Source organism: Bacteroides ovatus (genome assembly GCF_001314995.1).
Classification (GTDB): Bacteria; Bacteroidota; Bacteroidia; order Bacteroidales; family Bacteroidaceae; genus Bacteroides; species Bacteroides ovatus.
This window is the reverse complement of the sequence record NZ_CP012938.1, coordinates 4,400,916-4,422,736: the sequence shown is the minus strand read 5'-3', so window position 1 is coordinate 4,422,736 and position 21,821 is coordinate 4,400,916. Positions and strand designations below refer to the sequence as shown.

15 protein-coding genes are annotated in these 21,821 nt (G+C 41.5%); 5 read left to right on the top strand and 10 right to left on the bottom strand.

The features are described from left to right. Positions 1–35: 35 nt before the first annotated feature. The 8 genes from Bovatus_RS16945 to Bovatus_RS16910 form a co-directional block, all read right to left on the bottom strand. Positions 36–1,586: a sulfatase family protein gene (locus Bovatus_RS16945; protein WP_004298319.1), complete on the bottom strand. Its 1,551-nt coding sequence runs from the start codon at positions 1,584–1,586 to the stop codon at positions 36–38. Positions 1,587–1,737: 151 nt separating this feature from the next. Further along, complete coding sequence (locus Bovatus_RS16940) at positions 1,738–2,940, bottom strand: glycoside hydrolase family 88 protein (protein ID WP_004298320.1); 1,203 nt, start codon at positions 2,938–2,940, stop codon at positions 1,738–1,740. Positions 2,941–3,222: 282 nt separating this feature from the next. Next, complete coding sequence (locus Bovatus_RS16935) at positions 3,223–5,031, bottom strand: glycoside hydrolase family 2 protein (protein ID WP_004298322.1); 1,809 nt, start codon at positions 5,029–5,031, stop codon at positions 3,223–3,225. Positions 5,032–5,070: 39 nt separating this feature from the next. Continuing rightward, a complete protein-coding gene (locus tag Bovatus_RS16930; RefSeq protein ID WP_004298323.1) occupies positions 5,071–6,147 on the bottom strand; it encodes a metallophosphoesterase in 1,077 nt (358 codons plus the stop codon). A gap of 3 nt (positions 6,148–6,150) precedes the next feature. After that, on the bottom strand, positions 6,151–7,236 hold the full coding sequence (locus Bovatus_RS16925; protein ID WP_004307466.1) for a family 43 glycosylhydrolase: 1,086 nt from the start codon (positions 7,234–7,236) through the stop codon (positions 6,151–6,153). Positions 7,237–7,262: 26 nt separating this feature from the next. Next, positions 7,263–9,092, bottom strand: a complete 1,830-nt coding sequence (locus Bovatus_RS16920) for a RagB/SusD family nutrient uptake outer membrane protein (protein ID WP_052587921.1) — start codon at positions 9,090–9,092, stop codon at positions 7,263–7,265. A gap of 23 nt (positions 9,093–9,115) precedes the next feature. Further along, a complete protein-coding gene (locus Bovatus_RS16915) occupies positions 9,116–12,616 on the bottom strand; it encodes a TonB-dependent receptor (RefSeq protein ID WP_004298326.1) in 3,501 nt (1,166 codons plus the stop codon). 57 nt (positions 12,617–12,673) lie between these two features. Then, positions 12,674–14,398: a hypothetical protein gene (locus Bovatus_RS16910; RefSeq protein WP_004298327.1), complete on the bottom strand. Its 1,725-nt coding sequence runs from the start codon at positions 14,396–14,398 to the stop codon at positions 12,674–12,676. 405 nt (positions 14,399–14,803) lie between these two features. Here Bovatus_RS16910 and Bovatus_RS16905 point away from each other — a divergent pair, with 405 nt between their 5' ends. The 3 genes from Bovatus_RS16905 (at position 14,804) to Bovatus_RS16895 (ending at position 16,937) form a co-directional block, all read left to right on the top strand. Next, positions 14,804–15,400 carry an RNA polymerase sigma-70 factor gene (locus tag Bovatus_RS16905; protein ID WP_004298328.1) on the top strand — a complete coding sequence of 199 codons (597 nt, stop codon included), beginning with the start codon at positions 14,804–14,806 and terminating at the stop codon, positions 15,398–15,400. Between the two features lie 101 nt (positions 15,401–15,501). After that, positions 15,502–16,494, top strand: coding sequence for a FecR family protein (locus tag Bovatus_RS16900; protein ID WP_004298329.1), 993 nt, complete (start codon positions 15,502–15,504; stop codon positions 16,492–16,494). 32 nt (positions 16,495–16,526) lie between these two features. Beyond that, the gene (locus Bovatus_RS16895) at positions 16,527–16,937 is read left to right on the top strand and encodes a PaaI family thioesterase (protein ID WP_004298330.1); all 411 of its coding nucleotides are present in this window, start codon (positions 16,527–16,529) and stop codon (positions 16,935–16,937) included. 169 nt (positions 16,938–17,106) lie between these two features. Here Bovatus_RS16895 and Bovatus_RS16890 read toward each other — a convergent pair whose 3' ends face one another. Beyond that, positions 17,107–17,982: a DUF3108 domain-containing protein gene (locus Bovatus_RS16890; protein WP_008641759.1), complete on the bottom strand. Its 876-nt coding sequence runs from the start codon at positions 17,980–17,982 to the stop codon at positions 17,107–17,109. Then, positions 17,927–19,843 carry an Ig-like domain-containing protein gene (locus Bovatus_RS16885; protein ID WP_004298332.1) on the bottom strand — a complete coding sequence of 639 codons (1,917 nt, stop codon included), beginning with the start codon at positions 19,841–19,843 and terminating at the stop codon, positions 17,927–17,929. The genes Bovatus_RS16890 and Bovatus_RS16885 overlap by 56 nt, the downstream gene beginning before the upstream one ends. 337 nt (positions 19,844–20,180) lie before the next feature. On the opposite strand from Bovatus_RS16885, the gene Bovatus_RS16880 reads away from it, so the two are divergent. Together Bovatus_RS16880 and Bovatus_RS16875 are read left to right on the top strand one after the other, a co-directional pair. Then, the gene (locus Bovatus_RS16880; protein WP_004298334.1) at positions 20,181–20,792 is read left to right on the top strand and encodes an HU family DNA-binding protein; all 612 of its coding nucleotides are present in this window, start codon (positions 20,181–20,183) and stop codon (positions 20,790–20,792) included. A 476-nt stretch (positions 20,793–21,268) separates the two neighbouring features. Further along, entirely contained in the window at positions 21,269–21,613 is a 345-nt protein-coding gene (locus Bovatus_RS16875; protein WP_004298335.1) for a hypothetical protein, read from the top strand. Positions 21,614–21,821 lie beyond the last annotated feature (208 nt).

Genomic DNA, 21,821 nt, shown 5'->3' with positions numbered 1-21,821 from the left:
TTTGCGTTAATCAGCGTTTTATAAATTACTAATCGCTAATAAGGAATCCGATCCGACAGAATCTTTTCCGTATACCAAGGATCGTTAATCTCCTTCAACATAGCTCCCATTTCACCGCAAAGTTGTGCCACAATCTCCTTATTTTCTTCCAAAGGCAGGTTATGCAGTTGATATGGATCTTTTACATCATCGAATAAGAGGCTTTTCTTCAATTGCTTCGTATCACGGTCGATATATAACGCCAATGTATATTGAGCCGTCTTGATACCTCTTGAAGAAGGGAAGTAAGTCTGCACCAATCCATTTTCATCTTTATCACCATCTACATTCTGAATATACAGTGCACCTGTAGGACGAACAATTTCAGCCTTTTCATCGAAGAAAAGAGGAGCGAAATTACGTCCCTGCACTTCCGCCGGAATAGAATCACCCAATCCGCACAAGCCAAGCACCGTAGGCATAATATCAGGAGCGGAGAGCAATAAATCATCTACCCTCGGCTGAATCTTACCGGGAAAACGAACCAGGAACGGAATATTCATGGATTCAGAATAAGGGGAATTCTTCGGATCATCAGTGCGCTGGCTACACATCGTCTCACCATGATCGGAAGCAAAGATTACGACTGTATTCTTATCCAATCCCAATTCTTTCAATGTCGTCAAAATCTGTCCGAAAGCACGGTCTACTCCGGTAACGGAAGCGAAATAATAACGTGCAGACTCCGCTTTCTTCATCTTCAAATCGACATTCGGACGAATCAACAGACTATCCAGAGGCTGATCTTTATAAAGATTAAAATCCTGCTCTTCACAGTCATTCAAGGAGCGATACGGGCTGTGAGGAGGATTCATGCCCACCATTATGAAGAAAGGTTTCTTGGTATCACGTACGTTACCGTCATTTTTCAGATAAGAAATGACTTTGCCTGATTCGTGCAAAGGTGACCATTCCTTCGGATCGTGTCTCTTACCATCCGTATCCCAATAATGCGGGTTCTTGTGTTCGTCAAATGTTCCGTAAGAATACCAGTAGTTAAAGCCGTGCCGGCGTTCTTTCGGTGTATAGGCATCCCATGCCGGACGTTTTTCTTCCACATACTGTCCCGGATGTTCGGGATCGTTCGGAGTCGGGAAGTCAGCGTGAAGTTTACCAAAATAAGCACAGTCATAACCTGCTTTGCTGAACACATCGCCGATACATTCCGCATCCTCGCGCAAGGAGCTGATCGGACGTGTAGAGTTGCAATTCAATGGTACACCACTTTTGTTCGGGTACATACCGGTCAGTAACATTCCACGATGAGGGCTGCTCAACGGGCAGTTACTCTGTGCAGACGACAAGACCATAGATTCACGTGCAAAGGCATCCAGATTAGGAGTATGCACGGGGTCTCCTTCAAAGTTTACTTTATCCCGGAATCCGTCCTGCCTCCAGAAGCCCATCGCCTGGTTACGGTATTGATCGGGAAATACATAGATTATATTAGGATGCTCCGCTTGTTGGGACGCTTGTTTCGGAGCCTTGCAACCTTGTGCGGCAAAGAGCGTCAAGCCTCCTACAAGAAGGTTTATAGGTTTATTCATGATAGTTTATGATAAATAATTAAAACAGGTAAATGACAAACGGTCAATAGAAAGTTATAGATAATAAGTAGCGAATGATAAACGGTAAACATGTTCCGTCAGAATCCGCTAAGCATTCACCGTTCACTGTTTACCGTTCATTGTCTATTTCTTATTTCTTTTCCAAATCTCTTTTACGCATCAGTCCTTCCAGGAAGTAATAGTCAGCATAGTTCAGAGGAACGTCAATTTCCTGACCGTGAGGAATACTGCCAACCGAATGCATCAGGATAAAGTTTCCATTTGTTCCAACTTCTGCGCGATAAGCAGGTGAGCCCAAACTTTCCATTATCTTATCAGCCGTTTCCTTGTAGTGGTTGCCCGGCAGATAGCCATCCAGTTCGTAAAGGGCAGAGGCTGTACAAGCTGCTGCAGAAGCATCACGCGGTTCGTTCGGAATATTCGGAGCATCATAATCCCAGTATGGTACGAGGTCTTCCGGCAGGTTCTTATTATTAAAGATGAAGTTATAGACTTTTTGTGCCTGGTCGAGATATTTCTTATCTTTGGTATAGCGATAGCAGGTAGTATATCCATACAGAGCCCATGCTTGTCCGCGAGCCCAAGCCGATTCGTCGGCATATCCTTGTGCAGTTTGTCTCTTACGCACTTCTCCTGTCTCCGGATCGTAATCTACCACATGGTAGCAGCTGTTGTCCGGACGGAAGTGGTGAGCCATTGTTGTATCAGCATGTTTCACTGCAATATTGTAGAAAGTAGAATCTCCGGAAAGAGCTGTTGCTTCAAATAAGAGTTCGAGATTCATCATATTATCAATAATCACCGGACATTTCCATCCCCGTGTTCCCTGCCAACCTTTATCGGCATCCCATGACTGGATAACGCCTGCATTCGGACGAAAACGAGTGGACAATGATTTGGCAGCTTCTATAATGACGTCTTTGTACTCTTTCTTATCTGCCATGCGATAGCCGTTCAAATAACTGCAACCGATCATGAAACCTACATCATGATGCCATTTCAGATATTTCACAGAATCAAGAGCTTCTGTATATTTCTCAGCCAGCGGCAACCATTTCTTATCACCCGTCAGATTATAAGTCAACCATATACTACCGGGAAAGAAACCGGAGCACCAGTCTTCCATCGGTATGTAAGAGATACTCCCATCTTCGTTGATTGTTCTCGGATTCAAGATTTTACCGGACTTCTCAATAATGTCCGTCTGGATTGTGTTCTGTGCCACAGCGTTGTCGATGTTGTCCTGAATAAAGTCTACTTCAACCTTTTTTTGTCCACCGCAACTCGTAAAGATCAATAGGGAAAGTCCTAATGCGCTAAGAATTGTTTTCATAATACAGGGATTATTTGTTAAGTGATTAATTTTCCTGATGGCAAAAGTAGTGCATTTAAATAGAATTGACCGACCTAAATAATCCAAATGAAGGACAATTTTGGTACATTTCACTGAAAAATGAAGGAATGGATAGAATTATATATTCAAAAAAAACAGAGTCCAGATACAAAGAAAGTATCTGAATTCTGTTTTCTCAATTATATAATATTGCAAACTATATCTATAATTCGAATGGCTACAGATGAGTTTTTTGTTCAGCCAAATAGCTAATCCGGCTTCTTACTTTAAACTTTCACAAATTTCCGTATTTGCCCTCTTCAATTTCTGTTCATCCAGTTTTATTACTTTGCGGTCGTATGTCATCAATCCGTTCACTTCGATCTCAACATCTGTAGTCTGTGTATAAACAGCAGCCGAGAATCCGCGTGCAATCATATCCTTCAGCATATTAGCATACTTCAGATACTCATCAGTAGCTTCTTTGGAAGTACTAAACTGAACATACCCCCAATTACGATTCGGCTCCCAAAGATGCTCCTTCAGCACTAAACCAATTCCTCCATACTCTCCGAGTACAGTTGCACGCTGTGCGTCATATAAATACATCTCCGGACCGGGATAATTATGCAAATCGAGCATATCACCACAGGTATAATGATTACCTCCACTGGCAGGATTCACTAAACGGGAAGGATCATATTGCTTTGTCCATTCTGCTATTTCAGGGGTTTTAAACTGCCCCCAAGCCTCATTGAAAGGTACCCATGTGCCAATACAAGGATAAGAGTAAAGGCAGTCGATAATTTCTTTCCATTCTTTACGATAAATAGCCTCTGATTCAGCAGACCGTTTAAATTCTGTTCCCTCAAAATACTTCCGATTCTGCCACTCGGGATTCTTATCACCACTCGGCATGTCCTGCCACACAATAACCCCTAAACGATCACAATACGTATACCAACGGGCAGGCTCTACTTTTATATGTTTGCGAATCATATTATATCCAAAATCTTTTGTCTTTTGAATATCATATACTAAGGCCTCATCCGAAGGTGCCGTATACAAGCCATCCGGCCACCAGCCCTGATCTAAAAGACCAAATTGAAACAAGTCCTTATTATTCAATTGTAGACGTACAATTCCATTTTTATCGCGTTTCGTTGAATATTTACGCATGGCAGTATAGCTCTTAACCTTATCGATCAACTTATTTTCTGAATACAGACAAATTTCCATATCATATAAAAACGGAGAATCCGGTGACCACCACTTTACATCAGACGGCATAGCAATTTCAACCGGAATACCATTTACGGAACTTCCTACAGCCACCAACTGCTTTCCTTCTAATACCTTCACCTCCAATTTATCTGAAAGCATCTGATGATCTGTCATAACCTCTACTGTCAACTTATTCCTGTCAATATCAGGAGTCGTTTTGATATTGCCAATCGACCGGATTGGCACAGGTTCTAGCCAAACTGTTTGCCAAATACCACTGACAGGAGTATACCAGATACCTCCCGGCTTACTAACCTGTTTTCCTCTAGGTTGAGGACCTTTATCAGTCGGGTCCCACACTTTCACGATCAATTCATTTTCCCCATTCAGCAAGGCAGGCGTGATATCAAAAGAAAAAGGAGTAAATCCTCCTGTATGTTGTCCCACCTTTACCTTATTTACCCAAACATCCGCTTTCCAGTCAACAGCCCCAAAATGCAATAAGATCCTATGTCCTTTCCATTTGGAGGGAACCGAGAATTGACGCTGATACCAAAGTTCATTCTTCTCCCCAAGACTTTTCCCCACTCCGGACAAGCTTGATTCTACAGCAAAAGGAACTAAAATCCGACCATCATAACTTTGTGGCATAGCTTGACCTACCGGAGAAATAGCATAATTCCACAATCCGTTCAGATTTATCCAGTCAGCACGTTCCATAATTGGGCGGGGATATTCGGGCAACACGTTTTCAACATCTATTTTCGCCGCCCATTCCGTCATAATTCGACCGCCAACCGGTTTCCACTGTGCAAATAGATAAACACTATTAATAAGTATCACTAAAGAACATACAATTTTTCTCATCTACATTATTTCTATTAAGAGTATTTTTACTAGGTCAAGTTATTCCAATATAATATCAAACTGATCGTACGGTGCCGTACGATGCGCCAAATGCTTAGTCAATTTTGAAATCCCAAACAAGGGAGAATAAGTACGTACTTTGATCGTTTTACCATCCGGCATAAATTCCAGAATGCGAAGCCAACCATCCCCTCCGTTCCCTTCCGGACCGCCTCCTACATATTGTACATTAAACGTCATTTGTGATACATCTTTCCCGGCACTGTTCTTATCCACCCGATAAGCCACATTATTCTCATATTCACCGGTGCCTCTTCCCACATGTCCGCAAAGTACGAGACGGATATTGGAAGAAGGATAAATAAGTTTCTCCCAAATAGCCTGCCCCGAGTTTTGTGGAGAAATCTTATACCCATCTTTCGTAACACGCTTATTACCTATATCAAGATAAGAATGAGTGATAAAAATCACCTTATGATTCTTGTATTTCGGCTTGTTTACCAAATCTTTCGCCCATTGCAAAACTTCATCACGAGGCACAAACTCTACTGCTATAACCAAAATCTTTCCCCATCCCGGCTCATCAAACTCAAAAGCCGAATTCTCTAAAGACGCCCTGCCTTCACGATTAGGAAATTCACTGACACAGATATTCCGCCAGGTAGAATTTCGTTCAAAAGGAATATAATCAGGAAAATAAGTACGACCGTTTTCTGCGGCTTTGTATCCATAATCATGATTGCCTGCGGCAATAATATAAGGTACTTTGTTATCCAGTCTTTTCAAAGCCTGCGATGCTGCCTCCCACATTTCACGACTGGTCTGGTTCAGCATCTTACGGTTTAATACATTATTATCATTCTGCTCCACCAAATCGCCTGTACAAAGGACAGCTTTAATTTTAAGCGACTCTATATTGTCCGCAATCCATGCGGTACAAAGATCAAAAAGCGGCTGGTTAATATCATACTTGGTATATCCCTGTGGATCACCGAGCAAAATCATAGAAAAGGATTCCGGATTGACCAATTTCTGGGGATCAGCCCGATGCTGCGCCGGGAGACAAGTGACAGAAGCACACAATATCCCGGCCAATAAATAGTTGAATAGTTTCATAGATTACTCTTTTTCTTCTTCGTTTTTAAATACAGGTGCACGAGATACGGATGCCGGTGTGCCATTAGTAATATAAGGCCAGCCATCACTGCTCCATTGTATGCGGTCACACATCAATTGACGACCATTATCTATTTTCGCTTTCTGCCAGGCATGATAGAAGAACCAGTCATTACCCTCGTCATCCGTGATAATTTCGGAATTGTGTCCGGTTCCGGCAAACAGGTTATTACCCTGTAGAATTACTTCATTATAACTACTATTTTCTTTCATCACAGTACCGTTTTTACCCACATAAGGACCTTCGATATTTTTAGAACGCCCCACCACTACACGGTACGTACTTCTTTCCTCTTCACAACAACTACCCGTAGAGCCAAATAGATAATAATAATTCCCGCGTTTATGAACCATGATGCCTTCTATTGAAGGACCCGCTATCTTTTCGGAAACAGCCCCTTTAATGGATAGACCGTCAGCACTTAACTCTACATAACGGATACCTCCTTCATAGCCTTTAGAAGTACTATTATAACTTCCCCAGAAAAGATACTTCTTACCATTATCTTCAAAATAACAAGGGTCGATGCACTGCATAGTACCAGAATTGTAGTCAAGAAGTTTTCCGTGATCCGTAAAAGGTCCTACAGGAGAGTCGCTGACCGCCACCCCGATACAACTATTCTTAGGCAAGTCCCAGTGCCCGAGAGTATAATAGAGCACATATTTGCCATTGATATAGTTAATGTCCGGAGCCCATAAGCGAGTGTCCGGCTGCCAGTTCGGTTTTTGCAGAAAGGCTGCCCCAGCATAAGTCCACTGTGTCATATTAGTAGATTTGTAAATCGGAATATAGATATTATCCTGTTGGGTAACATACAAATAAAAGTTCCCGTCTGCCGCATGAATTATAGTCGGATCAGGCAACTGTTTGCCGACTATAGGATTGGAGAATGAAACAGGGTTAGGTGTACTCCCCCCACCCCCATTTCCATTACCGTTACCCGGCCCATCCGGTTGTTCGTCAGAGCCACCGGAACATGCCATGATACACAATGCTGTCGCAATTAAAAAAGATAATTTTTTCATATATACTTTATTAGTTAAAACTAAGATTAATTTATCCAACCTTCATTCTGTTCCAAATTCGAGTTCATTTCCATTTCTTTAGCAGGAATAGGCCAGCTCCAGCACTGTTCTCCCAACCAGTACCAGGTATAAGTCGTTTCACCCCACATCTGCATCAGACCGTTACGATTATTATCAAACTTCTTATCTTTCCACGTTCCCCAACGCAATTCATGGAAATACATGGAATCTTCGCCACCGATTTCCCAGTAATACTCATTCCGGATACGTTCACGCAAATCACTCTGCCCGTTAACTTTCGTAGCAGGATAAGTTGCATTATTCAATTCGACATGCCCTGCACGACGTCTTACTTCATTAACACATCTGATTGCTTCGCTTTCATGGGTACTTCCCCATTCATTTAGCGCTTCTGCTTTCAGGAGCAATACTTCCGCATAGCGTATTAATGGAATATCCAATCCATAAGTATCACGTTCTGTCTGTTCCAGACCTTCAGGTACAAACTTTCTCCATAGATAGTAAAACTTATCGTTTGTATCAGTACGGATATCAAAAGGCTCTGCACTGTCGGAGCCACGATAAGGCCAACGCAATGTATAAGTATGAGCTATTCCAGAAGAAGCACCATTGTATTGTGCGTAAGGGGTAATGACAGCCATTTGCAGACGTGGATCACGGCTCTCGTAAGCTTTTTTGATACGTGCTTCATTGCCACTATCCAGATATTTGCTCATATCGGCCCCATAGGCAGTCATACGTTCCTTTTCTGCCGCGGACAGTCCGTCACGTAGAAAAAATACCACACGTTCTTTTTCTTTCATCGTACTATAGCCCGGCAAGTAGTTATCCCAATTAAATTTTTCTCCGGTCGCCGTTTCAAAGGATTCTACAAAATGCGGATTAGGCAAATAGTTATTCCACATAGAACCTGCTGTACAACGGTTGCCGTAAGTGATGTTCCTTGTATTGGAGTAGCCGTATTGCTTGATGCATTGCACAGAGAATATCATTTCTTCACATTGTTCATTTGCTATTTTCAACAACTGCTTATAACTGGTAGCACCGGCCTTAGTATATAACCCGAAGCCACAGTCAGCCACAGAATTAAAATCATCAACCGCCGCCTCCCAATTCTTCTGCCACATATATACTTGTCCGCGTAATGCATAAGCAGCTCCTTTGGTTACCCGTCCATAGTTAGAGTCACCCGAATTATATTTACCCGGTAGATTGGGTTCATTCACACAATCTGTCAGATCCTGGAGTATAGCCGCCCAAACATCCGCTTCTGAAGAACGGGCTTTGTTACCGTTTTCAGGACTCGTGATTGCATTCATATATAACGGCACTCCTTTATACAAGATATTCAAGCGCATATAAGCAAATGCACGCAAGAATTTACATTCGGCGATAGCCCGTTGCTTCTCTCCGGTCGACATATCAGGAACCTGACCAATATTATCTATCACATCATTAGCACGATAGATAAAAGTATAAAAACGTTTATAAATATCACTGAACAGGCCACTTGAGGGAGTAGCTGCTCCTGTACAATTAGGCATTCGCTTAATCCAGTTCTTGTCTGTATCCATCACAGAAGAATAAGCATCCCATGGAATCCGGTGCGAATCCAAAATGCCGGAGTTAGGACAATATTGATCCAGAAAGACATTATATACGCCGATAACAGCCTGTTCGGCCAAAGTTGCTTTCGTCCAGATACTACTACCGCTTATGTTATTGGTAGGAGTAGTATCTAAAAAGTCCGCACCGCATCCAGCCATAGAGAAAGACAGCAAGGCAATAGATGCACATCTTACTAATTTCCGAAATATTTTTATTTTGTTTTTCATCATAAAATCGTTTTAGAGTAAGTTTAGAAAGTGATATTTACACCGAATGCATATTGTCTCATAGTAGAATATCCCACTGCGGTACGCATTTCCGGGTCCATTCCTTCATACCCGGTAATGGTAAATAAATTTTCACCGGAAGCAAAGAAACGGATATTCTGTGCATATACTTTTTTCGACAGGACAGCAGGCAATGTATATCCGATAGTCAGGTTCTTCAGTTTAATATAATCCCCTTTTTGCAAATGTACTGATGACTGTGTCATACCACTTTGGTCGTTACCGGAGTTATTTGTCAAGCGAGGATTCTTTGAACTCAAGTTCGTGCGCGGATCATTGGGATTTTTGGGATCAAAGAAATAGTGATCGTTTGCTATTGCTTCCCCAATAGCATATCCTTTGATGGTAGCACTGCTGTTCAATGCCAAACGATAGTAGTAAATCTTGAAACCTGCCGCACCGGACCAGTTCATGGAGAAATCGAAGCCTTTCCAATTAGCGCTTGCCTGCAGACCGAAGTTATACTTGGGCACATTGGAGCATCCCTGAAACTCATTATCAGCGTCATTACCATATACACCGTCGCCATTTAAGTCAGCATAGATGTAATCACCATACCAAATGCCACTCTTACTGACGTTCTGACGCGGATAGAACTTATACCCTGCCCCTACCATAGCATTCAGCCATTTCATGTCGTCTACTGTACGGATCATTCCGTCTCTCGGACCACCGTTGATATTGACTGTTCCATCTGCGTTAAAACCGTTTCCACTGCCTTTATATGGTTGCAACATATAGTATTCATTAATCATTTTACCCTCTATTACACGGGTAGATCCTCCGGTAGAGACATCGCCGATATTGGTTTGATAAACACGGTTCCCGTTTTCATCTGTCACCCAGCCACGCTGCAACTCTCCTTTGTATTTACTGACCTTGTTCTGGTTATAGGCAAAGTTACCGGATACACGATATTCTACTTTACCGATACGGTCTTGCCAATTCAGGGTCATTTCAATACCGCGGTTAGTCACTTCCGCAATGTTCTGACGAGGGCCACTGGCTGTCCCGAGAGACATATACATATCAGGGCGATATAAGATTCCATCCGTTACTTTATTATAAAATTCAGCCTCAAACGTCAGACGGTTTCTTAAAGTTGCAAAGTCGATACCAATATTCGTAATGGCAGTACTTTCCCACTCCAACAGGTTGTTGGAAATAGAAGTAATTGCCAAACCATTATTAAGGCTACCTCCAAACGCGTACTTTGCCGAGTTGTACACAGCCTGCCATTCGTAGTTACCAATCGCATTGTTCCCTAACTTACCCCACGAAGCACGTAATTTCAGATTGTCGATAGGAAGTCCTTTCATAAATCTCTCTTCACTGATTCTCCACCCGGCAGAGAAAGATGGAAAAAGCCCCCAGCGATTATCCGGAGCAAAACGGGAGGAACCGTCATAACGCATATTAACCTCGAATAAATAACGGCTGTCGAAAGCATAGTTAATACGACCGAAGTAAGAACGGGATGTAAATTCCTCACCTGTACCACCTATGGAAGAAGGAGTAGTAGCAGAACTTGAATCACCCACAGACGAATCTATTAATCCAAGTTTGGCAGTGTCGGTAGTCCGTTTGACAAAACGTTCTTCTTCAAAGCCCAATAACATACCAATATCATGCTTATAAAAAGTCTGGTTATAGTTGAGCAAGTGCGTTAATTTCCAATGGTTTTCACGGACATACGCCATACGGGTATACAAATCGGCAGGATCTTTGGGGGCAGCTATCCACTGATCTGTACTAAAACTATATTTCCCATAATCCGTATTTACGGACATCGATTCATAACGGTAATCTTTATAGTTCAGATTAACATCGTATGAAAAGTGTTTCAGAAACTTCACGTTGGCATAGAAAGTAGTAAAGAACTGCGTGTTTTTGATATGCCCTTCCGATTGTGCCATGTCCCACAGAGGATTGTGAGATTGCGGATCTTCCTCGTTCGCTTCCGGCGCACCATATTTTCCGTCATAATATGGATATACGCCCGGTATCATTTTTTGGGTATTGATATTGGTGAGTGAACCGGTATCGCTTTTCTTCTGGTCAGTGTGATACCCCCATACGCGAGTACCAATACGTAACCACTTAGTAATATCCGAATAAACATTGGCACGCAAAAAATAGCGTTGGTATCCGGTATCCTTGATTAATCCCGGATTGTCAGTATAAGATATAGAAAGATTATATCCGGTACGTCCCTCCTGTCCAGTGACGGAAAGCGAATGTTTCATCATCCAGTCGTTACTATATATCTCATCGTACCAATCTGTATTAGGATAAGCTACATAATTAGGATAGCCGGAAGCCGAAATGCCATTCGGATCTTTTTCCGCCTCACGCCATTGATTGATGGTAATGTCGCTGAAAGGAGCAGATTCTCCTATATTAGTAGCAGCTTCGTTCATCAATTCCATATACTTGGCGTAGTTAGATACCGTTTTTATCAGTTTGGTAGGTTGATTCAGTGAAAAAGTAGCATTGTAGGACACGCTGACCTTTCCTGTTTGTCCGGTTTTGGTAGTAACTAGAATAACCCCATTTGCCCCTCGGTTACCATAAATAGCACACGAGGCCGCATCTTTCAGGATGGAAATAGAAGCAATATCGTTGGGATCTACATTATTCAGACTTTGTTCCATCCCATCCACCAACACGAGTGGTGAAGAACTGTTCAGGGTACCTACTCCCCGAATATTGAAAGAAAAGCCTTCATTATATGGAGTCCCGGAGCTTTGCATCACCTGCAAACCGGCTGTCATACCGCTCAACGCCTGCGAAGCACTGACCAAAGGACGGGAAAGTGATTCCTTTTCCAAATTTACCGTAGCAACCGAACCGGTCAGGTTCACCTTCTTTTGCGTGCCATAACCAACCACTACTACTTCTGAAAGCATTTTCACATTCTCTCCCATTACAATGTTGAATGTCGTCTTGCCGGGCGACAATGAGATTTCCTGTGTATCAAAACCGATATAAGACACTTGCAATTTCTTAGCGTCCTCCGGTATTTCCAGTTCAAATTTCCCTTCCATATTACTCACCGTGCCAATATTAGTACCGGGAATTGATACCGATACTCCAATTAACAATTCATCATTGACATCACTGACGATACCATTGATACGCCGTTTCTTATCTGATTTCTGAATGACAGGCCGGGTGATGATAATATGATTATCTTTTATTTTATAAATTAATTCCTGCCCTTTCAGAATCTGATCCAGTGCCTTGCTTATTGGTTGATTATCTACCTTCACGGTTACTTTACGGGTCAGGTCCACATCATTTTTCTCATATACTAAGGATACATTTCCTTTGACCTCCAACTCCCGGAACGCTTTGCGCACCGTTACGTCCTGCAAATGTAAGGTCACCTGCTGTGCGTGAACCGACAGTGGAAGAACTGCGGCTAATAGCACGAAGAACATGCATTTGATGATTTTACTCATTGATTTAAGTTTTTATATGTATATCTTTTGTTACTAACTCATTGTCTTACAATGTTCTTATTTAAACATTATCCAGGATTGCGAACTAGCTTCATTATCCGCATTTTTCACATTGCCGTTCGTTTCCCAGTCGTATCTACCGGCTACCTTTCCTAAAGGCACCCCTCTACTATCATCCCGAATAACAACAGGACTATGATAGTTCTCACCAAACACAATGGCATCCGTACAACCCACTTCCTGCAATGCCACAGCAACTTCCCGTAAAGAAGAGCCATCACTAAAGACATTCCAAGCTGCTTTTACCGAGTTATAAGAATTCGTAAAACGATTACTTACAAAAATGACCAAGTCTCCTTCTTCCGTGATACCGACAGCCCGGCGTCCTACAGGCTTGCCATCAAAAGTCCAAATGTTTACCGGATTAGCAGCCCATGAATTACTTCCTGACAATGCTCCATCCATTCCTCTGTTACGGGTCGAAGTATTTCTTCCTTCATTAGTGGCAAATGTCTTGTAAAGTTCTGCATTTTCTCCGGCAATCATGATCTGCCCTTTTTGCAACGGATAGGAATATCCACTGACAGCACTGGTTGGGGACCACTGTACTCCATTGGCAGCTTGTTTGCCGGCTCCGTCGCTGGTAAACTTATACAAGTTATTATCTATCACTTCTGCATACGAAATCTCCGCTTTTCCATCAGCTGTAATTCCCAGAGTTCCCGGACAATACTTCAAAGAAGTAGATAGGTTATATCCGAGACGCGGTGCGGATAGCAGCCCACTATCATTCCACCCGAGGCTATAAAATATCGGTACCCAGAATTGCCCGGACAATCCCGGAACAAACAGTGAATAATCCATATTATTATTCATGATAGCTGTTGTACGATGTTGAGCAGTGGGTTCAGCCCATGTTACATTGTCTTTATTCATATCCCAGCTAACTTTCATGTTTATTTTACCGGCAGGAATAGTTATCAACCATCCCGTATTACCGCTCCTTCCATGCAAGTTTTTATTTTCATAGACAATCATGAAATCAGGAATACGAATACTACTGTGTTGACTCTTTAAATCAGCAGTAATATTTTTCCAGTTTACCCCTGCGTCAATAATTCCATTTACAGCACTCAACTGATATTTTTTAGTCATGTTGTTCGCATTGTCTTTTACAGTAATAGTAAGTGTGCTATTTAGGTCAACAATCAGGTTCCCATTTTCATCTTTTTGACTGGAGGGATCCGTAGAGATGATTTCTGCGTTATCTGCCAAAGTCGGCATCAACACTACGTTTGCAAATACAGTGTTTTGTTTGAAACGTAACGAAGCGATGCCATTAATAAAGTTAGCACTAACCTGCTCTGTGTTACAAGTAGCCGTTACACCTCGAAGCAACTGGGTAGAAGTGCTGAAAATGGTATATTCAATATCATCTGCTCCATCATTCACTTTAATACGGGTGATACCGCTGCTCAAGTCCAGTACAGCATCAGTAGTGAGCGGATCAATGGGCTTTGCCCATTCATCCGCCAGTTTGAGTTTCACATTCACCGCACTTTGGTCGTCCAAAATGCGAAAATCTAAGGCTATGACCCTACTGTTCTGGTCAATAAGACCATTTATCCAGTTCCCTGTGCCATCTTCTGCCTGTATGGCTACCAATGGTTCTTTTACGTACCCCGGATCTTCGGATAAGACAACACCTTTCAGTTCATCTTCTCCGCATGACGTGAATATAAACACAAGGAATGTGCTTAATAGAAAATGTAGTTTCTTCATACAATATTATTTAAATAAGAAATAGCTTATTTTCTGTTATTCCTGAAAACAATCTTTATCCTGCATGACTAAACTAAAACAGCTGTTTGTATACCTTATAACTTAAAAAAGAGTGTCGCGCTATGCTCTTTTACAATCCTTCTTTTTACCATTCATAGAGATTCAGGTTAAAATATGCTTTATTGGCCTATTCATTAATATGACAGCCAGATTAATAAAAAGTATAGTGAGAAATGATTTTTTTATTCGTTCAGCCCTTCAACTCATCTTTTTATTAGTGAGTTTGGTCATCTTACATTTTTTCAATACCTTGCCCCCGAATTATCCATCGGAGAAACAGAACCTGTGAGTATTCACCTTAATATATTAACTAATAAATCAAATATACGATTTCTGAAAGACATAATGGAAAAAAACCTGGAAACAGAGATTATCGAGGCCCTGAAATCGGGTAAAGAGGAGGCATTCCGATACATCTATAAAACTTACTATACAGATCTTTGCCGGATAGCGAGAGGGTATTTGACAGACTCTTATCTATCAGAATCTATAGTAGAAGATTTGGTGTATAGTCTATGGGAAAACCGCTCTAAAATAACAATTAACACCTCATTGAAGAACTACCTTTTCAGAAGTGTAGCCAATAAGTGTATCAATTATCTTCAGCTTGAATATGTGAGAAGGGAAACGGCCTGCTCGTCAGAAGACCTGGTCATTTACAGCGATTTATGGTCCTTGGGCGAAAATCCGGTTGAGCATTTAGAGGGTAAAGAGCTACATTCTATTATCCAGAAGACGATTGACGGCTTATCTCCGGAAACCCGGAAGGTATTTTTATTGAGTCGTTTTGAGAACAAAAGACAAGAAGAAATTGCCGAAATCATGGGAATCACTATTCATACAGTGAAATATCACATGCGAAGTGCACTGGATAAGCTGAAAGAAGCAGCAAAATCTTATCTTGCCCTGATTGTAATGTTTATTACGAATATATTTAATTAATATTAAAAAGCAAAGTAATTCACTATACTTCTTCTATTGACAAACTGTCCTGATGATAGCGCAGGTATATGATTTTCAATAGATATTAAGTTTAAGATGGTATGAAAGAAGAATTTGACAGACTGATATATGATTTCCTCTCGGGAAGTATCACCAAAGAGGACTTGCATAAGTTGAACGAATGGATATACTCCGATCCGGAGAATCAGAAATATTTTGAACAGCAGAAACGAATCTGGCTTCTGTCTGCCGACTATAAAAATGTATCTGTACACGAAGAACAAGCCTATAACAGATTTGCGAAACGAATCCGCAAACATAAGAGTGCTCCGGCAGGAAAGATGAGAAGAGCCTTATTTGTGAAGTATGCAGGTTACGCAGCGGCAATCATTATATTACTGTTTACCACTCCTTTTATAATTTATAATTTTACAACACCTGATGATTCTTTGATTTCCGAAGTATACGCTCCAAGAAAATCGAAATTAAAAATGAAGCTTCCTGACGGTTCTATAGTGTGGTTAAACGCAGATTCCAAGCTTTCTTACTCCGAGAGTTTTAGTCGGAAGAATCGCAATGTCCGACTGGAAGGCGAAGGGTATTTTGAGGTAGCGCATGGAGAGCATCCATTTGTTGTACAAACAGACTCTGCACAGATTAAAGTACTGGGCACTAAGTTTAACGTAAAAAATTATGGTGATGAGAATTATATAAAGGTATCACTCCTAGAAGGTTCCATTGCCTTATCGTGCATCAACCAAGAGTTTATAATGAAGCCTAATCAAACGATGACAGTTAATAAGCTTGACCAAACTTATAAGCTGACCGAGAGTGCTGACTATGCAGAACAGTGGATCAACTGCAAAGTATTCTGGGATGAAGTTCCTATGTCGATCATTTCTAAAGAGTTGGAGCGCCAGTTTGATGTGACATTCGCATTTGAGTCAGAGCAACTCAAGAATTTGATTTTCCATGGAAGTTTTATTATAGAAACAAATAATTTGGAGAAAATATTGGATATTATGTCTGAAACAAATAAATTTAGCTACTCAATTGAAAAAGATAAGGTATATATCCATTCATTGAAAAAATAAGAAACGATTAAAGAATCTTCAAAAATAATATCATGACCGCACAAGAGTTTTTTAAGAACGATCTGTTTGCCGAAAATGCAGGAGTAGTACTGCTGGAAGTACGCAAAGGTTACAGTAAAGCCAAATTAGAAATAAAACCCGAACATCTTAACGCAGGTGCCCGCACACAAGGAGGAGCGATCTTTACGCTGGCAGACCTTGCGCTTGCCGCAGCTGCCAACTCGCACGGCACACTAGCTTTCTCTCTCTCGTCCACTATTACTTTTCTGCGTGCCAGCGGCCCCGGAGATACTCTCTTTGCCGAAGCACGCGAACGCTATATCGGTCGAAGTACAGGTTGCTATCAGGTAGATATAACAAACCAAGACGGAGAGTTGATTGCAACTTTTGAATCTAGCGTATTCCGAAAGGATCAGAAAGTGCCTTTCGAAGTTCAGGAATAAAACAGGAAAGCGCATCAACACTTTTAAAAGTATACCTTTTAGAAACAGATAACGCGAATGATACGGATAAAAAGATAATAAATCCGTGTCATCCGCGTTATCCGCGTCTAAAAAATAACAGGTTGGCAGGGCCATTTACTTCTGATATGCCTTCGTTTTTTCTCTATATCTATTTAACGATAGAAGTCAGCGGATGCCGGTTACCCGTCACATTATTCAGGAATGCTTTTGCCGAACCGAAGTTCAGGAATAAATCCAGACGGACAGGAAGATGGTTCAAGTCGTCCGTCACGAAGAAAGTAATCACCTCCTTTTCTTTTCCTTTCTTATCATATTCTACCAATGAGAAGATCAGGCAACGGTAAGTAACTCCATTCTCCGCTTTCACATTTTCTTTTCCACGGTAGATAAGCGTTTGCTCTTCCACTTTACGGCCCGTAGCCATCGGGAACTTGATTTTGTCTCCCACCTTATAATCTGCAGGGTCGTAAGAACGTGCCTGCGCCAAGATGCTTAACATATCGTATATACAACGGCTATCGCTAGCTTCAGATTCATCAAACGCTCCATCCCGATAAGTACGTTTCTGGTTTACGAGGCAAAGACCGTCCTTATAAGAAAACCAAGCCTCATCAACCGTGTAACGTTTTCCCTCTTCAGCACCTTTGCGGAAATAGCGCGGTTCCAGTTTTTCACCGATCACACAAGTCAGCGTATCGCGCATCTTGAAAAAGAAGTCTGCCCGTTTACTGCCCAAAGCAAGCAGATTGATCCGGTAGGCAGGTTGTGAATGATAAGTAGTAGCATTCGTCGTCAGACTGGCAAGTCCGGCTTTCACCCAGACAAACTTCCAGTTAAAATATAAATCATACATTACGTGTTCGCCGGATTGAAACGCATCATTCTTCGCTTCACATTGAGCACTGGCTGGGAGGGCGAAAGCTCCCATCAGTAAGGCCACTAATCCGATAATAAAATTGCGTCGAACGCTAACGACGGCGGTTCTGACTATTTCGTTCCCGATCCTTTTTCTTCTTGTCTTCATCTGGTTTTTGTTTTTTAAGTTCATCCAGCTTTTGCTTATCCAGCGGAACTGCATGAATATCCCAACTTTGTTCTAGATCCCAGTTGGCTTTCGGCTCTAAAATCTGATTATAATAATACACCTCTTCGGGCTGCACCCCTTTTTCAAAATTGCCGGTATCCCATTCACCGTTTCCATTCCGGTCGTTAATCAACCGGGCGGAGTACTTACCGGGATTTAAGTAATAAAAGTCGGCATAACCTCCTTCCTCTACTCTTCTTCGGCGTACCACTTTATCCTGCGCATCCAACAGTTCAACGAAAGCATTAGGTTCCGCTCCCGTCACCACAAACGTGATTTTGGCATATTCTTCCAAACTACGCACCTTGAACCCTTGTTTTATTTTGTCTGTAAACAATCCGTATATACCATGAAATGCGGTCGAATCCACCGAAAATTCATATTCCAGCGTCGGTTCCCAATCATAATACACATTAAACTTCTTCAGATTTACGGAATCCTGCTCAAATTCAAACGGTATATCCTTCCAGAGCGTATCCACCTTTTGCCGCAGATGTATGGCGGCAGTGTCGTAGCTGGCTATCGGTTCTTCAAAATTCAAAGAAATATATCCATATACATCCATTGACGAAGGGGCACTAACATTCACCGGCAAGAATTTCGTCGGTTCGGGTTCATCCTCTTCCCCTTTCTTTTTCTTCTTTTTCTTTTTGTCCTTATCCGACTCCTCTTTCTTATATTTCTGCTTCGAAACAAGATTCAGCGTATCTGTACGGGGTACTAATTGGTTTAAAGTATCTGTATAAAGATAAGTCAGACTCATGGCAAGAGTATCCTGTTTGAAGAGCAAAGAATCTTTCACCCAATAATGGATTGTATCGTTCCGCTGATTCTTTTCGATGACAAAAGCATCCTTTTCATCGAAGTTTAAGCCTTTCAAGACTGGCAAAGTGTCCGCCTTACCGGCAAAATAAAAAGTGAACTTATGAGGAACCAGTCTTTCCGACTTGATAAGATATTGCGAATAATTAAGCTCTTTAAAGGCACGGAGGATGACATCATCCGGCAAATAATGCATATATTTCTTCTCAACAATCGTGTCGTAGGTCAATGAGTCCACCCAAGCAGTATCCATGCGGATACGTTCTTCCATGCGGGGGATAATCAACGAATCATGGAAAGCGATCATCTCGCTCTTCTGATTAAAAGTAAAGTTTTGGTCGGCATCCATCAATCCATAGATGCGATATTTGCCGGGAGCTACACCACGGATGGAGAAACGTCCACGGCTGTCTGTACGTGCCACACGGTCGAAAGGCAATTTGTTGAAAGCCGAATCATTCAGGTTGGAATGTAGTCCGACAAGCATACCTTTAATAGGTTCCAGGTTAGAGGCGTCGAGCATTGTTCCTGCTACTTCCATCGTATCGATTTCCGTACCGGTAGAAAACGTAAATGCAAAATTCCCTAGCGGGTTACCTTCATTATTGTCGACAATTGCATCCGAGAAGTCAATCGTATAGGTCGTGTTAGGCTTCAAAGAGTCGAGTAGGTTGACTTGTATTCTCTTGCCGGAAGCCTTGATTTCCGGTTGCTGTATCTGGGGAGGAGAAACAACGACTTTTTCGGTTGCTTTCTCCAGCTTAATAAACTCATCAAACATCAAAGAAATTTTAGTCCTTTCATTATTCAGAGCGCCCGCAGCAGGAGTACTACCGATGAAACGGGGCGGCGTCTCATCATAAGGGCCTCCGTCCGGCCGTCCAATACTGGCGCAGGAATATAACATAGCTCCCAGCGTTACTACCGGAAGCACCTTGCGAACTATTTGCTTTATCTTTTGATTCTCAAATTGTAACATGCTGCAAAAATAAGGGTTCTTATTCAATAAACACCACACTTTCTAGCTAATTTATTAAAAAAGGAAAGGGTGACTTAAGGTAATAAACAATATTTGCGACGTTTTTATTTCTTTCCTGCTAATATAATTAGTTTTATTGCCTAAAGAGATTACCTTTGTTGCCTAATCTTTTTTCGTTCCACTATAGTGTTCCGCAAAGAACACTATAGTTTCCCTTGCGGAGCACTATAGTGGGACGAAAGAGAAACTATAGTGGAACGAAATAAAAGTAGCAAGTGAAGTAAATCCGGATAGGCAAACGGATTTATCAATGTGCCTACACTAAATAAAAACGAATATGAGTATACAATATGACCTTTACGACACGCCTGACATTCAACAAACAGGCGACGCACAACCGCTTCATCCCCGCGTAGTATTCAAAGGAACCGTCGATCAGGAAGAATTTCTAGACCGTGTACACAAATTCACAGGAATAAGTCGCAGTTTACTGGCAGGTGCTATGCAGTCTTTCCAAAACGAGTTGAGAGATCTGATTGCCAACGGATGGATTGTGGAACTGGGAGATATCGGATATTTTTCAGTGTCTTTAAAGGGACCTCGTGTAATGAAGAAAAAAGATGTGCACGCACAATCTATTGAGCTGAAGAATGTCAATTTCCGGGTAGGCAGCCAGTTTAAGAAAGAAGTAGGCCAGCAAATGAGACTAGAACGTGGAGAATCGATGACTCGTCACCATGGGAAAGGGCACAGTGAAGAAGAATGTTTGACAATAATCAACCAGCATCTGAACAAATATCCCTGCCTGACCCGCACCGACTATAGCCGATTGACAGGACACGACAAAAAACGTGCTTTGAAAGAACTGAATGCTTTTATCGAACGTGGACTCTTAATCCGTTATGGAACAGGCAAACAGGTGGTTTATGCAAAGGAAACAGAAAGTTAAGTTAAAATCATCTAGCAGAATTACCTAGAATTCCAATTCTGAACTGAACAAAAAAACAATAATTCAGTGTAGGGTTCTTTTTATATTAATCATATTTATACTGACTTTTAGTAAATCAGAACTATCTATGAAATTATAAAACAAGATTACTTGCTTTATCAATATTTATTGCTACTTTTGTAGCGGTTTCCTTTCATACGTAGAGAGGAACATTTTATTTTTTTACAGAGAACGATTATTTATTGCATTCAACCATAAATTCGGCAAAAATTTACCGCGAATGGCAATAAGTGATGTCAGGTCTCGTGCACACTTCTGTATATAATTTGTTTATATACCCAATGGGCGTGGGACTATCACTTATGTCGCGGAGGGTCTTTGCCGAGCCTATGGTTGGCGTACAGTTGGTAGTTTCCCACGCTCTCTTTTTTAAACCGCGCACCACAGGGAAATGATGCGACAAACATAACAAAGATATGTACGATGACTTGAAAGAAAACATTATTCTATTAATGCAGCACCCTATCGCGCGCCGCCCCATCTCCAACTTATCAGATGAAGAACGAGAAAAAGCATTCGACTTGTTGAACTATCTTTCAACTTTATCCGTTGACGAAAACTATACCTTGTTAGATTACATCCAAATGGCACGTCTTGAATATGCACTTGGAGAGCTTGAGTATAAAACAACCAATGATACAGAAAAAGTAATACGACATTTTAGAACCGCCCTCCAACATCTGGAGAAAGGAGGGTTCGACTTAAGTATAAGCAAGTGGACAGAGTTAGTCAGCCTGCGAACCAAAGAAGATACGGAATAATTCAGAATCATACTCCTTACCAGTATATATAGAAGATAGACAACAAAGCGAAAAAGATTGCTTGTGCAAGTAGTCCTTTCGTTCTATCTTCGAAGAGGATGCCTTCCCCACACTTGATACCCCAATATCTTGATCGGCATCCTCTTCTTCTATCTTTCTGCCAAATCTTTTTTACATAAAATTCCCCAATACAGCAGTATTCTACTTA

Excerpts from the sequence above, each read along its gene's own strand:
- Bovatus_RS16940 (WP_004298320.1), bottom strand. The coding sequence starts at position 2,940 with ATGAAAACAATTCTTAGCGCATTAGGACTTTCCCTATTGATCTTTACG.
- Bovatus_RS16875 (WP_004298335.1), top strand. The coding sequence starts at position 21,269 with ATGTACGATGACTTGAAAGAAAACATTATTCTATTAATGCAGCACCCT.
- Bovatus_RS16930 (WP_004298323.1), bottom strand. The coding sequence starts at position 6,147 with ATGAAACTATTCAACTATTTATTGGCCGGGATATTGTGTGCTTCTGTC.
- Bovatus_RS16910 (WP_004298327.1), bottom strand. The coding sequence starts at position 14,398 with ATGAAGAAACTACATTTTCTATTAAGCACATTCCTTGTGTTTATATTC.
- Bovatus_RS16920 (WP_052587921.1), bottom strand. The coding sequence starts at position 9,092 with ATGAAAAACAAAATAAAAATATTTCGGAAATTAGTAAGATGTGCATCT.
- Bovatus_RS16900 (WP_004298329.1), top strand. The coding sequence starts at position 15,502 with ATGAAAGAAGAATTTGACAGACTGATATATGATTTCCTCTCGGGAAGT.
- Bovatus_RS16905 (WP_004298328.1), top strand. The coding sequence starts at position 14,804 with ATGGAAAAAAACCTGGAAACAGAGATTATCGAGGCCCTGAAATCGGGT.
- Bovatus_RS16915 (WP_004298326.1), bottom strand. The coding sequence starts at position 12,616 with ATGAGTAAAATCATCAAATGCATGTTCTTCGTGCTATTAGCCGCAGTT.
- Bovatus_RS16885 (WP_004298332.1), bottom strand. The coding sequence starts at position 19,843 with ATGTTACAATTTGAGAATCAAAAGATAAAGCAAATAGTTCGCAAGGTG.
- Bovatus_RS16945 (WP_004298319.1), bottom strand. The coding sequence starts at position 1,586 with ATGAATAAACCTATAAACCTTCTTGTAGGAGGCTTGACGCTCTTTGCC.
- Bovatus_RS16880 (WP_004298334.1), top strand. The coding sequence starts at position 20,181 with ATGAGTATACAATATGACCTTTACGACACGCCTGACATTCAACAAACA.
- Bovatus_RS16895 (WP_004298330.1), top strand. The coding sequence starts at position 16,527 with ATGACCGCACAAGAGTTTTTTAAGAACGATCTGTTTGCCGAAAATGCA.
- Bovatus_RS16935 (WP_004298322.1), bottom strand. The coding sequence starts at position 5,031 with ATGAGAAAAATTGTATGTTCTTTAGTGATACTTATTAATAGTGTTTAT.
- Bovatus_RS16925 (WP_004307466.1), bottom strand. The coding sequence starts at position 7,236 with ATGAAAAAATTATCTTTTTTAATTGCGACAGCATTGTGTATCATGGCA.
- Bovatus_RS16890 (WP_008641759.1), bottom strand. The coding sequence starts at position 17,982 with ATGAAGACAAGAAGAAAAAGGATCGGGAACGAAATAGTCAGAACCGCC.